This is a genomic window from Pseudomonas sp. GR 6-02 (assembly GCF_001655615.1).
In the GTDB taxonomy this organism is placed as follows: domain Bacteria; phylum Pseudomonadota; class Gammaproteobacteria; order Pseudomonadales; family Pseudomonadaceae; genus Aquipseudomonas.
This window is the reverse complement of record NZ_CP011567.1, coordinates 2,422,463-2,438,407: the sequence shown is the minus strand read 5'-3', so window position 1 is coordinate 2,438,407 and position 15,945 is coordinate 2,422,463. Positions and strand designations below refer to the sequence as shown.

13 protein-coding genes and 1 tRNA gene are annotated in these 15,945 nt (G+C 62.1%); 6 read left to right on the top strand and 8 right to left on the bottom strand.

Annotated elements, in window-relative coordinates; all coding sequences use genetic code 11:
- Positions 1–131 precede the first annotated feature (131 nt).
- The 5 genes from PGR6_RS10940 to PGR6_RS10920 are packed head-to-tail and all read right to left on the bottom strand — an operon-like array spanning position 132 to position 6,819.
- Positions 132–3,230 carry an error-prone DNA polymerase gene (locus PGR6_RS10940; RefSeq protein ID WP_218187811.1) on the bottom strand — a complete coding sequence of 1,033 codons (3,099 nt, stop codon included), beginning with the start codon at positions 3,228–3,230 and terminating at the stop codon, positions 132–134.
- Positions 3,206–4,621 (bottom strand): Y-family DNA polymerase, encoded by a 1,416-nt coding sequence (locus PGR6_RS10935; RefSeq protein ID WP_018927626.1) that lies wholly within the window; start codon positions 4,619–4,621, stop codon positions 3,206–3,208. The genes PGR6_RS10940 and PGR6_RS10935 overlap by 25 nt, the downstream gene beginning before the upstream one ends.
- 7 nt (positions 4,622–4,628) lie before the next feature.
- Complete coding sequence (gene imuA, locus PGR6_RS10930) at positions 4,629–5,246, bottom strand: translesion DNA synthesis-associated protein ImuA (RefSeq protein ID WP_019578465.1); 618 nt, start codon at positions 5,244–5,246, stop codon at positions 4,629–4,631.
- The gene (gene lexA, locus PGR6_RS10925; protein ID WP_018927624.1) at positions 5,246–5,863 is read right to left on the bottom strand and encodes a transcriptional repressor LexA; all 618 of its coding nucleotides are present in this window, start codon (positions 5,861–5,863) and stop codon (positions 5,246–5,248) included. Before lexA ends, imuA begins: the two co-directional genes overlap by 1 nt.
- A 38-nt stretch (positions 5,864–5,901) precedes the next feature.
- Positions 5,902–6,819 (bottom strand): LysR family transcriptional regulator, encoded by a 918-nt coding sequence (locus PGR6_RS10920; protein WP_018927623.1) that lies wholly within the window; start codon positions 6,817–6,819, stop codon positions 5,902–5,904.
- A 103-nt stretch (positions 6,820–6,922) separates the two neighbouring features.
- Here PGR6_RS10920 and PGR6_RS10915 point away from each other — a divergent pair, with 103 nt between their 5' ends.
- Positions 6,923–8,665, top strand: coding sequence for an amidohydrolase (locus PGR6_RS10915; protein WP_064617077.1), 1,743 nt, complete (start codon positions 6,923–6,925; stop codon positions 8,663–8,665).
- A gap of 104 nt (positions 8,666–8,769) precedes the next feature.
- On the top strand, positions 8,770–9,507 hold the full coding sequence (locus tag PGR6_RS10910; protein WP_019649203.1) for a TorF family putative porin: 738 nt from the start codon (positions 8,770–8,772) through the stop codon (positions 9,505–9,507).
- A 100-nt stretch (positions 9,508–9,607) separates the two neighbouring features.
- On the opposite strand, the gene PGR6_RS10905 is transcribed toward PGR6_RS10910, so the two are convergent.
- Positions 9,608–10,495 (bottom strand): Dyp-type peroxidase, encoded by an 888-nt coding sequence (locus PGR6_RS10905; RefSeq protein ID WP_064617076.1) that lies wholly within the window; start codon positions 10,493–10,495, stop codon positions 9,608–9,610.
- A 216-nt stretch (positions 10,496–10,711) separates the two neighbouring features.
- Between PGR6_RS10905 and PGR6_RS10900 the strand changes: the two genes are divergently transcribed.
- A complete protein-coding gene (locus tag PGR6_RS10900) occupies positions 10,712–12,337 on the top strand; it encodes an NADP-dependent glyceraldehyde-3-phosphate dehydrogenase (RefSeq protein WP_064617075.1) in 1,626 nt (541 codons plus the stop codon).
- Between the two features lie 86 nt (positions 12,338–12,423).
- Entirely contained in the window at positions 12,424–13,443 is a 1,020-nt protein-coding gene (locus tag PGR6_RS10895; protein ID WP_019578458.1) for an FUSC family protein, read from the top strand.
- Between the two features lie 8 nt (positions 13,444–13,451).
- On the opposite strand, the gene PGR6_RS10890 is transcribed toward PGR6_RS10895, so the two are convergent.
- Positions 13,452–14,345, bottom strand: a complete 894-nt coding sequence (locus PGR6_RS10890) for a DMT family transporter (protein WP_019649207.1) — start codon at positions 14,343–14,345, stop codon at positions 13,452–13,454.
- Positions 14,346–14,480: 135 nt separating this feature from the next.
- On the opposite strand from PGR6_RS10890, the gene PGR6_RS10885 reads away from it, so the two are divergent.
- Positions 14,481–14,918 carry an Lrp/AsnC family transcriptional regulator gene (locus PGR6_RS10885; protein WP_007941786.1) on the top strand — a complete coding sequence of 146 codons (438 nt, stop codon included), beginning with the start codon at positions 14,481–14,483 and terminating at the stop codon, positions 14,916–14,918.
- 88 nt (positions 14,919–15,006) lie between these two features.
- On the opposite strand, the gene PGR6_RS10880 is transcribed toward PGR6_RS10885, so the two are convergent.
- The gene (locus PGR6_RS10880) at positions 15,007–15,678 is read right to left on the bottom strand and encodes a Bax inhibitor-1/YccA family protein (RefSeq protein ID WP_018927616.1); all 672 of its coding nucleotides are present in this window, start codon (positions 15,676–15,678) and stop codon (positions 15,007–15,009) included.
- 123 nt (positions 15,679–15,801) lie between these two features.
- Between PGR6_RS10880 and PGR6_RS10875 the strand changes: the two genes are divergently transcribed.
- Positions 15,802–15,889: transfer RNA gene (locus PGR6_RS10875), tRNA-Ser, on the top strand.
- Positions 15,890–15,945 lie beyond the last annotated feature (56 nt).

Below are 15,945 nucleotides of genomic sequence, written 5' to 3'. Positions count from 1 at the left end.
ATGAGGAGACGGTGCCTGCCCGTTTGTTTCGAGCACTGCCGACGCCAATGGTTTCATTGAGGTATAGCTGATTCTCGACCGGCCCCTGCGACAAGCTGCTCCTGCGCAGGTGACATATCCACCGCCAAGGCTCAGTGGAAATCCCGACTGCGCACATGGATACCGTCGAGCAATGAACTCAGGTCGCTCAAGCGTCCGGCAATCAGGTGCCGCACCTCGCCCACCTGTTCCCAGCGCCCGTCGACCTTGAGCAATTGCGAGCCGACCAATACCTGCCGTTGCCGTTCGGCCAGGTCGCGCCAGACCACCACGTTGACGTTGCCGAATTCGTCTTCAAGTGTCACGAAGGTCACACCGCTGGCGGTTCCCGGACGCTGTCGACCGGTGACCAGCCCGGCGACGCTGACCGGACGCCCATGCTCGACCATCAGCAATTCCCTGGAGCTGCGACAGCGCCGGGCCTTGAGTTCCCCCCGCAGCAACGCCAGCGGATGCGGGCCGAGGGTGGTGCCAACACTGGCGTAATCGGCTTGCAGGTCCTCGCCCACGGTGGGTTTAGGCAGATCCACCGCCGGCTCTTCCTGACTCGGCAGACCGGCAAACAAACCGAGCTGCTTCTGCACCCCCGCCACCTCCCAGCGCGCCCGATGCCGGTCACCGGCCAGCCCGCGCAGCGCACCGGCATCGGCCAGTTGCTCCTGGGCGCGAGCATCGAGTCGTGCCCGCTCGCCGAGGTCGGCGATGTCGGCAAACGCCCCTTTCGACCTTGCCGTCTCGATGCGCCGGGCATCGTCTTCGCGAAAGCCCTTGATCATCCGCAGCCCCATGCGTATCGCCGGCTGCGCGCCGGTGATCGGTTCCAGGCTGCAATCCCAGTCACTGGCCCGCACGTCCACCGGGCGAATCTGCAAATGATGGCGGCGGGCGTCCTGGAGAATCTGGTCCGGGCTGTAGAACCCCATCGGCCAGCTGTTGATCAGCGCACAGGCAAAAGCCGCCGGCTCGTGGCATTTCAACCAGCAACTGGCGTAGGTCAGCAAGGCGAAACTGGCGGCGTGGGATTCGGGAAAACCGTAATCGCCGAAGCCTTTGATCTGCTCGAAGATCTGCGCGGCGAACTCCGCCGTGTAGCCGTTTTTCTTCATTCCGTCCGCCAGGCGTTCCTTGTGCGGTTCCAGTCCGCCGTGGCGCTTCCAGGCCGCCATGGAGCGGCGTAACTGATCAGCCTCGCCGGGGCTGTAGTCGGCGGCGACAATCGCGATCTGCATCACCTGCTCCTGAAACAGCGGCACGCCCAGCGTACGTTTCAGCACCGCTTCAAGTTCTTTCGACGGGTATTTCACCTCTTCTTCGCCCTTACGCCGCCGCAGGTAGGGATGCACCATCCCGCCCTGAATCGGCCCCGGACGAACGATCGCCACCTCGATCACCAGATCGTAGAAGTTCTTGGGCTTGAGCCTGGGCAGCATCGACATCTGTGCCCGGGACTCGATCTGGAACACCCCGATGGTGTCCGCATGGCCGATCATCTCGTAGGTTTGCGGGTCTTCGGCCGGCACCGTCGCCAGGCTCAGGTCGCGGCCCCGGTGCCGACGCAGCAAATCGAAACAACGGCGAATCGCGCTGAGCATGCCCAGCGCCAGAATATCGACCTTGAGCAGCCCGACCGCATCCAGATCGTCCTTATCCCACTGGATGATGGTGCGCTCGGCCATGGCGGCGTTTTCCACCGGCACCAGGCTGTCCAGAGGCTGCTCGGAAATCACGAAACCGCCGGGGTGCTGGGACAGGTGCCGGGGAAAACCGATCAGTTGCTGGGTCAGGCTCAGCACTCGACGCAACACCGGGCTATCGGGGTCGAAACCACCTTCACGCAGGCGTTCGACGGGCGGCGCCTGATTACTCCAGTGGCCGCAACAGTCGGCCAGGGCGTTGACCTGATCCGGCGGCAAACCCAACGCCTTGGCCACGTCGCGGATTGCGCCGGCACCGTGGTAAGTGCTGACCACCGCCGTCAGCGCCGCACGAGCCCGGCCATAACGCTGAAACACATACTGCAGGACTTCTTCGCGCCGCTCATGCTCGAAATCCACGTCGATGTCCGGCGGTTCGTTGCGTTCCCTGGAGAGAAAACGCTCGAACAGCAGCGTGCTGCGTTCCGGGTCGATCTCCGTGATCCCCAGCACGAAGCACACCGCCGAGTTGGCGGCAGAACCGCGGCCCTGGCAAAGGATGTGTTGCTGGCGGGCGAAATTCACAATGTCGTGAACCGTCAGGAAATAACTCTCGTACCCCAGCTCGGCAATCAGCTCCAGTTCCTTGTCGATCTGCGCCAACACCTCGGCCTTGGGGCTTTTTTCCCAGCGCCAGCGAATCCCCTTTTCTGCCAGTACCCGCAACCAGGACGTGGCCGTGTGCCCCTCGGGCACCAGTTCCCGGGGATATTGATAACGCAACTGACCGAGGTCGAAAGTACAGCGCCGGGCGATGTTCAGCGTCTCGTCGAGCAGCGCCTGCGGGTAGAGATCGCGCAAGTCGTCGAGGCTGCGCAAATGCCGTTCGCCATTGGGGTGCAGACGCAACCCGGCCTCGGCCACGGGAACGTGATGGCGGATGGCGGTCATGGTGTCCTGCAAGGCGCGCCGGCCGCGGGCGTGCATATGCACATCGCCGCTGGCCACCGCCGGGATCCGCAGTTCCCGCGCCAGGGTCAGCAGTGCTGCCAGTCGCCGGGTGTCGTCCTGCCCGCGATGTAACTGAACGCTCAGCCACAGGCGCTCGGCGAAGCTCTGCTTCAGCCAATGGCCCTGCGCAAAATCATCGACGGCGTCCGGCGCCCACAACGCCAACAGCCCCGGCAACGGCTCGCTGAAATCCTCCCGCAGCACCTGATACTGGCCTTTCTGTGTGCGGCGTCTGGCGCGGGTAATCAGTCGGCACAGGGCTTGATAACCCTCGAGGTTTTCCACCAGCAGCACCAGTTTCGGGCCATTTTCGATACGTATTTCGCTGCCGATGATCAGCGGCAACTCCACGGTCTTGGCCGCCTGCCAGGCACGGACGATACCCGCCAGGGTGCATTCGTCGGTGATCGCCAGCGCCTGATAGCCCTGCTTTTTCGCCCGTTGAAAAAGCTCAAGCGCACTGGAGGCACCGCGCTGGAAACTGAAGTTGGACAGGCAGTGCAGCTCGGCATAGTCGACGCTCATGCGAACCAGCCTTGCAGCCACAACGGACCGTCTTCGCCCACCGCCCGATAGGCCCAGCCCTGCTGACCGGAACGGGTTTCGATCAGGTAGTAATCGCGGCGCACGTCGTCGCCGTCCCACCAGCCGGACTCGATGCGCTCCGGCCCCATGAGGATGCGCGTCGAGCTTTCGTGTACCGCCTGCGGTTCAGTCAGCAACCAGCCTGGACGTTGCACGGCAGGCAGCCCCTCGCAGGCCTGGCTGTCGACAGTGGTCTGCCACGCGCATTCCGGCCGGTGATCGGCCTGGAAGCGCAAGCCCTGCACCGCGTCATCCCCCAGCCGTGCGCGCAAGCGTTCACGCAGTTGCTCCCAGGGCAAGGACTGCTGCGGACGGTCGTCGAACAGCTCCTGACGCTGGGGCACGAAGGCCGGCAGATCTTCGGCGCGCAGACGAAAACCGCGCACCGGGGCTTCGACCTGAACCTGTTCCAGCCGCCCTCGGGCCAGTTCGAACAGCATCGCCGGATCGCGCTCGGCGCTGAGCAGGCCGACCTTGATCACGGTGTCCGGCAAGCCGGCGTGTTCCAGGTGCAAGTCGAAACGTTGCACGCCGCTGTCCCGGCCGCAGAGGAACGCCGACAGATCGCCGGTCAATCGCCTTAAAGGAAACAACAATGCCTGATGGGATTGCACATCGAAATTGAGTTCGATGCGCACATCGAAACGGTCCGGCGGCAGGTAAAACGCCAGCGCCAGCCGCCGCTCACCGAACAGGCTGTCCAGATGCTTGAGCACCTGGGCCTCGAAACGCCGGGCCAGACTATGCCGGGGCAGCGCCTGCACCTGACTCAAGGTGCGCAGCCCCATGCGCGATAACGCCGTAGCAACGCTGGGCTCCAGGGCAATGCGATCGACGGGCAGTTGCCCGAGGTGATGCTGCAAGGCTTGATTGTCCGGCACCACCAGACCGTCATAAACGTTGGCCAGCACCCGCGCCGCCACCGGATTTGGCGCGGCGACAATCCGATGGCGAAACCCCAGCTCAGCGAGCTCGGCGCGCAGCCGCGCCTCGAACTGCGGCCAAGGGCCGAACAAGCCCAGGCTGGATTCGATTTCAAACACCACGGCGCGCGGGTAATGCACGCTGACCTGGGAGCTGAACCGATAGGCCCAGGCGGCCAGGAACTGCTGCCAATGTTCGATTTCGGCGGCATCGTATTCGGCGGTGACGAACCCTTTGCTCAGCGCCTGGGCGGCGGTCATCGACTGACCGGGTCGCAAACCCAGCGCCCGTGCCGCACCGTTGACCGCCTGCAGCACCCGCCGCTGGGCCGGGCCGGTCAGCAGCGCCAACGGCTCATCGGGGTCGGGGCGCTGACGCAGTACCGCGTCCAGCGCCAATTGCGGGAAGACAATGCACACCCAGCGCATGGCAACCTCAATGCCCCACGGCAAAGGCAATCGGCGCCGAACGGGCCAGCCCGCCCCGGCACTTGAGCACCCGCAACTGAGCAGGCTTGGCGTCGATGGCGATGCGCAGGGCCGCTGGCGACGGGTTGATGGCTTCACTGAGCGAGCGATAGGCGAACGCCAGGGTCTGCCCGGTTTCGGCCGCCACCTGCAAACGTCGCAACGCCCGGTCATCGGCCTTGTGCGGCCAGCACAACACCGCCCCGCAACTGCCCGAACGCAGGCATTGTTCCGCCGCCCACAGCGCATCGCGCTCGCTGGCCTGGATGATCGACAACTGGCGCAGATCGACCCCGGCGTTCTGCCAGGCCTGGGGATACGGCACGTAAGGCGGCGCCACCAGCACGATGCGCTCGCCCGCCGCCGACAGCCGTGCCAGCGTCGGCCACACCAGTTGCAACTCACCCACGCCCTGCCCGGCCAGGAGGATTTCGCTCAGCGCCGCTTCCGGCCAGCCACCGCTCGGCAACGCCGCATCCAGCGCCGCATGCCCCGTGGGTTGCGGGCTGACGGCCGGTGGCGCAGGTCGGCCCTTCCAGACCTGGCCGCCATTGAACAGCGTATCCAGCGCAACGACGGCGCCCATCACCCTTGCCTCACCAGACCACAGAACACGCCTTCGATGGCCAGCTCCTGATCGGCTCGAACAATGATCGGCTGGTAAGCCGGATTGCGCGGCAACAGGCGAACGGCATCGCCGACCCGCTCGAAACGCTTGATGGTGACTTCGCCGTCGAGCCGCGCCACCACGATCTGGCCGTTGAGCGCTTCAGGATTGCGCCGCACGCCCACCAGATCGCCGTCGAGAATGCCGTCCTCGATCATCGAATCACCCTGGACCCGCAGCATGTAATCCGGCACCCGCGAGAAGATCGACGGATCGAGCAGCAAGCGGCTGTGGACCTCGGCATCGGCACCGATCGGCGCACCGGCCGCCACGCGGCCCAGTACCGGAACGTCCAGCAGCTCGGGCCGCGGCGGCTGGTTCAACAAGCGGATGCCGCGCGCCTGATGCGGATTGACCTCGATGAAACCCGCCTCGGTCAGCGCCAGCACGTGCTTGCGCGCCACGCTACGGGAGGCGAAACCGAAGGCCTCGCTGATTTCAGCGAGGCTCGGGGGCTGACCGTGTTCGGCGATGCGATCGCGGATGAAGGTCAGGATGGCGGTACGGCGGGGAGTTAAAGTCGTCATGGAGTACATTTGTACTCTTTCGGCTTTTTCCTGGCAAGGACCGCCAGTCAGCTCAGCCCGCGAGAGGCCAGAAACCCGGCGATGTAATCGATAAAAGCCACGACTTTGGCGGTCGCTCGCCGATGGCTCGGGTACACCGCCAGAATGTGCGGGCCAAAGCTGTCGGGATCGATGTCGTAGTCCGCCATCACCCGCACCAGTCGACCGTCGGCCAGATACGGCGCAGCGCTCCATAGCGGCGTGTGCAACAACCCGCGTCCGGCCAGCGCATTGGCCAGCAGCAAGTCGTAATTGTCGCTGCGCAGCCGTGGCGCCTGGGGTTGCGGCAGGCTCAAGCGCTGCCCATCGCGCTCGGCCCACCAGAATTCGCGGCTGAGCAAGGGATGGCGATACAGCAACCATTCGTGCTCATCGAGGGTTTGCGGGGTGACCGGCAACGCCTTGCGCGCCAGATAGGCCGGGCTGCCACACAACGCCAGACGATTGCTGCCAACGACGCGGGCGATCAGCCCCGGCAGGTCGTCATGGCCTTCGCGCAGGGCCAGGTCGTAGCCGCTTTCCAGCAGATTGACGAACTCATCGCACAGGTCCACTTGCAGATTGATCTGCGGATACTGCTCCAGAAAACCGCCACACACCTGATCGAGAAAGGCATGCCCATAGGCCAGTGGCGCGGTGATTTTCAGATTGCCGCGCAGGCCATGCTGCAACTGCTCGATTTCCTCACCGGCCTCGTCCAGCCGCTGCAACACCTGACGCGCGGTTTCCAGGTAGAGCCGCCCCACTTCCGTCAGCAGAATCCGCCGGGTGCTGCGCTCGAATAGCCGGGCACCGAGCTCGGCCTCCAGGTGATTGACCGCTTTGGTCAGGGCCGACGGGGTCTTGCCCAGTTGCTCGGCGGCGCGGCTGAAACTGCCCAGTTGCGCCGTGACCACGAACATTTTCAACGCACCCAACTTGTCCATTCTTTTTCCATTCCGGCAAAAACGTTTTTCGTGAGTGAGGCGTTCTGTTGAGCATAAGCAGCCACTAATCTGGCCATCAGACGCAATAACAAGGAAACATTCAATGAAAAGATTCCTCCCGAATCTATTGATGGCCGCTGTGGCTTTTGCCTCGATGGAAGCCATGGCAGCGACCGATCTGGTGCTGCTCAACGGCAAGATATTCACCGCCGACCGCAACCAGCCCAAGGTGCAGGCCCTGGCGGTGCAGGACGGCAAAGTGCTACAAGTTGGCAGCGATGCACAGATAAAAGCCCTGGTTGAATCGCAAACGAAAGTGATCGACCTCGGCGGCAAGACATTGATGCCCGGCCTGATCGACAGCCATTCCCACGCGATTTTCGGCGGTCTGGAAATGGCCTCGGCCAATATGGAAGATGAGGTGGTCGACCTCGATGAGCTGGAAAAACGCCTGCGCGGATGGCGTGATGACGGCAAGGCGAAACACGGCGATGTGCTGAGCGTGGCCGGCATGAGTTCGGCGTATTGGGCCCAGGCCGAGGCCCTCGGCAAAAAATTCAACAGCGGCGAATGGGCCAAGGTGCCCGTGGTATTCACCGGCAGCGACCACCACACCGCCTGGGCCAACAACGTCATGCTCGAACGCGCGGGCATCGACGCCATCCTGCTGCAAAACCTGCCGGCCGCCGAACTCGACACCATAGGCAAGCTTGCCGATGGTAGCCCCAACGGTTTTCTGGTGGACGCCGGTTGGGATCGGGTTGCGTTAAAAATGCCCGCGCCCAGTGCCGCCGACATGCTGCGCGCCGCGCAAACCGCCGTGCGCTACAACAACAGCCTGGGCATTACGGCCTGGATGGACCCCGCTGCCAACGCCGCCCCCGGCGAGCCGGTGTTTGCCCTTAAACCCACGGAGAAAACCGTCGGCGTACTGCCGGTGTACAAAGCGCTGTCGCAAAGCGGTGGCATGACCGCCCACGTCGCGGCCCTGCTGGTGGCCAATCCGAAAAGCGTACCGGCCGATCTCGACACGCTGGACAAGGTCCGCCAGCAATTCCAGGGCATCCCCAACCTGACCCTGCCCGGTATCAAGATTTTTGCCGACGGCGTGATCGAATACCCGGCCCAGAGCGCGGCGATGATCGATCCTTACACCAACTCGCAAAAACAGGGCGAGTTGCTGATCGATCCGAAGCACTTCGGCGAACTGGTCAGTGCCATCGATCAACGCGGCTGGCGGGTGCACATCCACGCCATCGGCGACCGCGCGGTACGAGAATCCCTGAACGGCATCGCCCAGGCGCGCAAGGATCGCCAGAGCGGCGTGACTCACTCGATCACCCACTTGCAAATGGTCAACCCGAAAGAGTTTGCGCGGTTCAAACCGCTCAACGTCATCGCCTCCATGCAGTTGCTCTGGGCCTCCGCCGACGATTACACCCTGGACATGATCAAGCCTTACGTCAGCGCCCTCGCCTTCCGCTATCAGTACCCGGCGCACTCGCTGCTCAAACAGGGCGCGACGATCGCCGGAGCCAGCGACTGGCCGGTGTCTTCACCCAATCCATGGAACGCCATCGCCCAGGCGATCACCCGAAACGGCCCGTTGGGTGTGTTGAACGCCGACGAACGCATCGACCGGGAAACGATGTTCTACGCCTACACCCTCAACGCCGCCCGCACTATCGGTCTAGAGAAGCAAATCGGCTCGTTGAGCCCCGGCAAGCAAGCCGATTTCATCGTTCTGGACCGCGACGTGTTCAGCGTCGATGAGAAAGCCCTGCACGACACCCGAGTGCTGCAAACCTGGTTCGCCGGTCGCGAAGTCTACGCCCCGACACTCTGAGAAAAATCGCCTGTACACGCAGCCCAACTCCGCGTTCATCGCTGGGGTCTGGAGCAGCGTTGTCTCAAATCTGCCCATAACAATCACAACAAAGGCACTGCACCATGAAAGCGTTCACCCTGTTCGCCCTCGCATCCTTCAGCCTGTTGCCCCTGGGCAGCCAGGCCCTGCCCTTGAATGACGACTTCGCCGTGCTGGTCGACCTGACCCTGGCCAGCGACTATCGCACTCGCGGGATTTCGCAAACCCAGAACGACCCCGCCGCGCAAGCCGGTGTAACCCTGGCCCACAGCAGCGGCCTGTACCTGGGCGCCTGGAGTTCGAACGTCGATTTCGGCGGTGGCCTGAAAACCCGCCAGGAAGTCGACTACTACGGTGGTTGGCTGTGGCAGGCGACCGACGCCATCAGCCTGGATGTCGGCTATCTCAAATACGCGTATCCAAAAGAGAGCCAGTTCAATCAGAGCGAGGTCTACGGGATTCTCGACGTCTATGGCGTGAAACTCGCGGCCTATTACTCTGCCGATGCACCGGGCATCGACAGCAAACAGAGCACGTTGTACCGCTACGTTGGCTACGAAACCGAGTTGCCCTATGGGCTGGGGCTGAAACTGCGCTACGGCGAAATGGACTTCAAAGACCCGCGCCTGTATTCGGCCTCGGGGCATGGCGAGGAGGCTTACCACGAGTGGGAGGCGAAGCTGACCCGCGAAGTGGCCGGGGTGCTGCTGGGGTTGAGTTACATCGACACCGATTTGTCGAAAAGCCAATGCATCAGCAACTGGGGGTTCGACGATGTGTGCAGCGCGACCCTGGTGGCGAGTGTCAGCAAATCCTTTTAATGGTTTTTTGTAGGAGCGAGGCTTGCCCGCGAAAGCGTTTTACCTGACACACCGCCTTCGCGGGCAAGCCTCGCTCCTACAGGTGTACGCGATCCGCTATTTAGCCGACACGCAATGCGCGCAGGTCGAGGCGACCGTCCTTGAGCGGCGGGCACCAGTAGTAGCCACCAGTGATCGGTCGGCTGATGCGGTACAAACCGTCGGTGATGCCGTCCTCCAGACCGCTCATGCGTCGCAGTTGGGCTTCGAATGCATCGAGGGAAAAACCGAATGCCAGGAACATCAGGCCGGCGCGATCGCCTTCGATCCACGGCATCGAGCGACGGACCACGAAGGCTTCCGGTGCGAAGCTTTCCTGGGCGGTGCGTTTGACGTGGGCAGAGATCGGCGCGTCGTCGAGTTCTTCGTTGTCGCTCAGGCGCCGGCCCATGATGTTGTCCTTCTCGTGGGACGGCATCGCGTGGAAGCCTTTCAAGTCATGCTGCCATTGCTGGATCGCGGCGAAGCTGCCACCGACCAGCCCCTCAGCGCCCTTGCCCAGCAGCGCGGCGGCGACAGCGGCTTCGTCGTGAGGGTTTTCGGTGCCGTCTTCGTAACCGGTCAGGTCATGGCCAGTCATGTGGCGGAAGGTTTCGTTCATCTGCACCAGACGCAGGGCCGGTGCCAGCGCGGCTTCGATCGCGTGGCTGCGATTGAGCAGTTCGCCACGGTCAACACCGTGCAACCAGCACCAGAGCGCGTGTTGGGTCGACGGGTTGTCGACGCCGACACCGACCAGCGCAGGAAAGGCGCGCAAGCCGTCGATCTGCGCGTGCAGCGCCTTGACCAGGGACTCGCCGAAACCGACCACCGCCGATTTTCCGTCCACCAGGCGCGTCAGGTTATCCAGCGCTGCCGGCAGTGCCTCGGCGGATTCGAGGGCGAAGAACATATGACGAGCTTGAGGCGGAACTGGGGTGGCGAGGATGCCCGGCTGGTAGTAACTCATATGAACTCCTTTGAGAAAGAGCGCGAAGTTTAACCGGGGGATCGTTACTTGTGTGTTCTCAAGGGGAAAAGATCGGCTTTCATGAGCGGATGAGCCGACAGATTCGCGATCCACAACGCCGAGCCCAAAAAACCCTAAGATGAATCATGACAAGCCAGGCCGAGGTCTGCTAAAACGATTCATCAGTGCATCACCCAATCCAGACGGGGTAGCGACATGACCACAGCATCGATCCTTGGCAACCTGTTTCCCACCGCCGACGGCATCCCGGAAAAGTATCGCCTCAACGGCCAGACCGAACAGCGCGAATACCTGGTCGACGGTGAACTGAAAACCTGGTCCGGCCCCCTCGCCCAGGTGCGCAGCCCGGTGTACCTGAGCGGCGCGAATGGCGACGAACAAGTGATCCTCGGCAGCACGCCGCTGCTCGATGCCGACACCGCCCTGACCGCGCTCGACGCGGCCGTCCGTGCCTATGACCGGGGCCAGGGTTTGTGGCCGACCATGCGCGTGGCCGAGCGTATCCAGCATGTCGAGACCTTCCTCGGTCGCATGCGCGAACAGCGCGAGGCGGTGGTCAAGTTGCTGATGTGGGAGATCGGCAAGAACCTCAAGGACTCGGAGAAAGAGTTCGACCGCACCTGCGACTACATCGTCGACACCATCAACGCCCTCAAGGAACTCGACCGCCGCTCCAGCCGCTTCGAACTGGAACAGGACACCCTCGGCCAGATCCGCCGCGTTCCGCTGGGCGTGGCGTTGTGCATGGGGCCTTACAACTATCCGCTGAACGAGACCTTCACCACGCTGATTCCGGCGCTGATCATGGGCAACACCGTGGTGTTCAAGCCGGCCAAGCTTGGGGTGCTGTTGATTCGTCCGCTGCTGGAAGCCTTTCGCGACAGCTTCCCGGCCGGGGTGATCAACGTCATTTACGGCAGTGGCCGCGAGACCGTCAGCGCACTGATGGCCAGCGGCAAGATCGATATCTTTGCGTTTATCGGCACCAACAAGGCCGCCAGCGACCTGAAAAAACTCCACCCAAGGCCTCACCGCTTGCGTGCGGCACTGGGCCTGGATGCGAAGAACCCCGGCATCGTGTTGCCTGAGGTGGATCTGGACAACGCGGTCAGCGAAGCCGTTACCGGCTCCCTGTCGTTCAACGGTCAGCGCTGCACCGCGCTGAAAATCCTCTTCGTCCATGAAGACGTGGTCGAGGCGTTCATTGAGAAATTCAACGCCAGGCTCGCCTCACTGAAACCCGGTATGCCGTGGGACAGCGGCGTGGCCCTGACACCGCTGCCGGAGGCGAGCAAAGTCGATTATCTGCATTCGCTGGTGGCGGACTCGGTCAGCAAAGGCGCCGCCGTGGTCAACCCCAACGGCGGTGAAGCCCGCGCCTCGTTCTTCTACCCGGCCGTGTTGTACCCGGTGACACCGCAAATGCGCGTCTATCAGGAGGAACAGTTCGGCCCGGTCGTGCCGATCGTGCCTTACCGTCATCTGGACACCGTGATCGATTACGTCCTGGAATCGGACTTCGGCCAGCAACTGAGCATCTTCGGCACCAACCCGGTGGCGGTCGGCAGGCTGGTGGACACCTTCGCCAACCAGGTCGGCCGGATCAACCTCAACGCCCAGTGCCAACGCGGCCCGGACACCTACCCGTTCAACGGCCGCAAGAACTCCGCCGAGGGCACGTTGTCGGTGCATGATGCGCTGCGGGTATTTTCGATCCGGACCCTGGTGGCGACCAAGTTCCAGGAAAGCAGCAAAGAGCTTCTCAGCGAGATCATCAGCGGCCGGAACTCGAGCTTCCTGACCACCGACTATATTTTCTGAGGACACCAAAATTTTCTGAGGACACCAGACTGAGCATCATCAAAGGCCTTCGACTGCCGCCGCTGTTGCGCCGAATACTGCGTCCATTGCTGGACCCGTACCGGCGCTACCGCCACGCCAAACTGATCCATGCGGTGCGGGTTTCCTTGGGGTTGCTGGCGACGATTCTGCTGACCACCGGCATCCATCTGCCCCACGGCGAATGGGCGTCGGTGACCATGCTGGTGGTGATCGGCGGCTTGCAGCACCACGGTAATATCGGCAAGAAAGCCGCCGAGCGAGCCATCGGCACCTTGATCGGGGCCGGTGTCGGCTTGTTGCTGGTGGCGCAACAGGCCTGGCTCGGGATGCCGTGGCTGACCTATTTCGCAATGTCGGTGGTGTGCGGGTTTTTCTCGTACCACGCCATCGGCAAGGGTGGTTATACGGCGCTGCTGTCGGCGATCACCGTGTTTATCGTTGCCGGGCACGGTGACAACCCGGTCACCGATGGCCTGTGGCGCGGGGTGGATATTCTGATCGGCATCGCCCTGGCACTGGCTTTCTCCTTTGCCCTGCCGCTGTACGCGGTGTACTCCTGGCGCTACAACCTGGCCGATGCGTTGCGCGACTGCGCGGCAATCTATGGCCGTATCATCAACGGCGAGTCCGTCGCCGCTGACGAGCACTTGAAGCTCATGAATCGCTTGAACGCAGTCATGGTGCAACTGCGCTCACTGATGCCCTCTGTGTCCAAGGAGGTGCGGGTTTCCATGACCGAACTCGATGCGATTCAGCGCAACCTGCGGATGTGCGTCAGCATCCTGGAAATCCTCGGCAATAGCCGGCCGAATGCCGATGACTCTGAGGCAATGGCCCACCTGCAATCGGCATTGAAAACCGAGCACCGACAGATCCGGGTGCAACTGATCGGTATGGCCCGGGCATTGAAATCGGGCGCTTCACAACGGCTCAGCCGGCCAGCCGAACCGCCATTGGACTCTACGCTTGATATGCCGGTCTACAGTCCACTGGATGGCTACCGATTGCTGACCCGACAATTGGCCGCGAACATCGGCGAGATGCGCCAGCGTCTGGCGAAAACCGCACCGCGCTGGAACATCTGAGAGGCCGTTTATTGTGTAGCCACCCGCCGAAGCTTCAGGCCCCAACCCTGTTGCATCCCGGCGGCGGCCAGCAGAATCGCGGCGACACCGATCCATTGCAGCGGCTCCAGGCGATGACCGAAGGCAAACCAATCCACGAAAATCGCCGCAATCGGATAGATGAACGACAACGCGCCGGTCAGGGCGGTCGGTAGCTTTTGAATTGCTCCGTAGAGCAGCACATACATCAAACCGGTATGCACGATACCCAGGGTCACCAGGCTGGCCCAGGCACTGGGCGCTTGCGGCATCGCCGAGAAGTGCGCAAAGGGCGCGAGCAACAGCACGCCGGTGCAGACCTGGATCAACGCGATCAGATGCGGTGGCGTGCCGGTCAGACGCTTGATGATCAATGCGGCAATCGCGTACAGGAAGGCAGCACCCAAGGCCAGAGCGATCCCCATCAGGTAATCGTTGCCACCCTCGCCTTGCTCACCATGTGCGCTGACAATCGCCAGCATCCCGAGAAACGAAATGCCCAGCCAGAACAGTTTTTGCAGGGTGATTTTCTCCCCGAGAAACAGCGCGGCCAGCCCCACCAACATGAACGGCTGGACGTTATAAACCGCCGTGCCGATGGCAATCGAGGCGCGAGAATAGGACGCGAACAACAACACCCAGTTACCGACAATCGCCACACCACTCAGTACGGCCAACACGAAAGTGGTGGACGTCAAAATGCCCGGGCGCAGAAAGCCGAACGCCGCGCAGATCAGCAACAAGGTGGCGGCACCGAACACACAGCGCCAGAACACCACGTCCAGCACCGGTTGCCCGGACACCAGCACGAACCAGCCAATGGTTCCGGAAATCAGCATGGCGGCGGTCATCTCGAATGAGCCGCGACGTAGTGTTCTGTCCATCATCAACCTCCTGTGTTTGAGGCCAAAGTATGCCAATCCGCCGAGGGGCTTCTCCAGCGCAAAAAGCAGGCTAAACTCGGTATCTGCCTTTTTTATCAAGGCTTATCCAGCCGATTGCCTAACAGGGGATTCGCCATGACCGACGACATCGACCAAGTGCTGATCAGCGCATTGATGGAAGACTCCCGCCGCTCACTCAAGGCCCTGGCACAGATCAGCGGCCTGTCCTCGCCCAGCGTTGCCGAGCGCCTGCGCCGCCTCGAAGAACGCGGCGTACTCAAGGGCTATACCGTCGAAATCGACCCTAAATGCTTCGGCTATCAACTCCAGGCCATCGTCCGCATCCGCCCGTTACCGGGCCAGTTGCAGGAAGTGGAACGGCAGATTCAGGCGATCCCCGAATTCACCGAGTGCGACAAAGTCACCGGCGACGACTGCTTCATCGCCCGCCTGCATGTGCGCTCGATGGAACAACTGGACACCCTCCTCGACCGCCTCAACACCCACGCCGAAACCAACACCGCCATCGTCAAGAAAACCCCGATCAAACGCCGGCTGCCACCGATGGCGTGAGTGCTGTTTGGTTCGCAAAGACGTGGATACCCCGATTCCCAGACGATAAAAAACCCGCCGAAGCGGGTTTTTTACTCAAGGCTGGCGATCAATCATCGCGGCCCATGATGCCGAACAGCTGCAGCAAGCTGATGAACAGGTTGTAGATCGATACATACAGGCTGATGGTCGCCATGATGTAGTTGCGCTCGCCGCCGTGAATGATGGCGCTGGTCTGGAACAGAATGCAGACCGAGGAGAACAGCACGAAACCTGCGCTGATCGCCAGTTGCAGACCACTGATCTTGAAGAAGAAGCTCGCCAGCGTCGCACCCAGCAACACGAAGAAACCGGCCGTGATGAAACCACCCAGGAAGCTCATGTCCTTACGGGTGATCAGCACATAAGCCGACAGGCCGCCGAACACCAGCGCGGTCATCGCGAAGGCCGAGCTGACCACTTCCGCGCCGCCCTGCATGCCCAGGTAACGGTTGAGGATCGGGCCGAGCAGGAAACCCATGAAACCGGTCAGCGCGAACGCAGAAACCAGGCCCCACGCCGAGTCACGGAGTTTGTTGGTGAGGAAGAAAAGGCCGTAGAAGCCGATCAGCACCACGAAGACGTTCGGGTAACCGACACGCATCTGCTGTGCGACAAACGCCATCACGCCGCTGAATGCGAGGGTGAGGGCGAGTAGGCCGTAAGTGTTGCGCAGGACGCGGCTAACCTCTAGCTGCTCAGCCTGCACGCTGTTATTAACTGCGTAATCCTGTTCGCGCATGGCGACACTCCTGTTGGTTTGAAACGTTCAGTCGCAAAGATCATAACAGACGCTCTGTAACAAGCCATGCAGAGAGTTTGACAGTGTGTTTCATTCAGGTATTATGGCGCCCGCAACGCAAACGGAGGTGTGGCCGAGTGGTTTAAGGCAACGGTCTTGAAAACCGTCGACTGTAACAGGTCCATGAGTTCGAATCCCATCGCCTCCGCCATCTTTATACGACAAAGCCCTGATTTTTCAGGGCTTTGTCGTTTCTGGGGTTTGGTG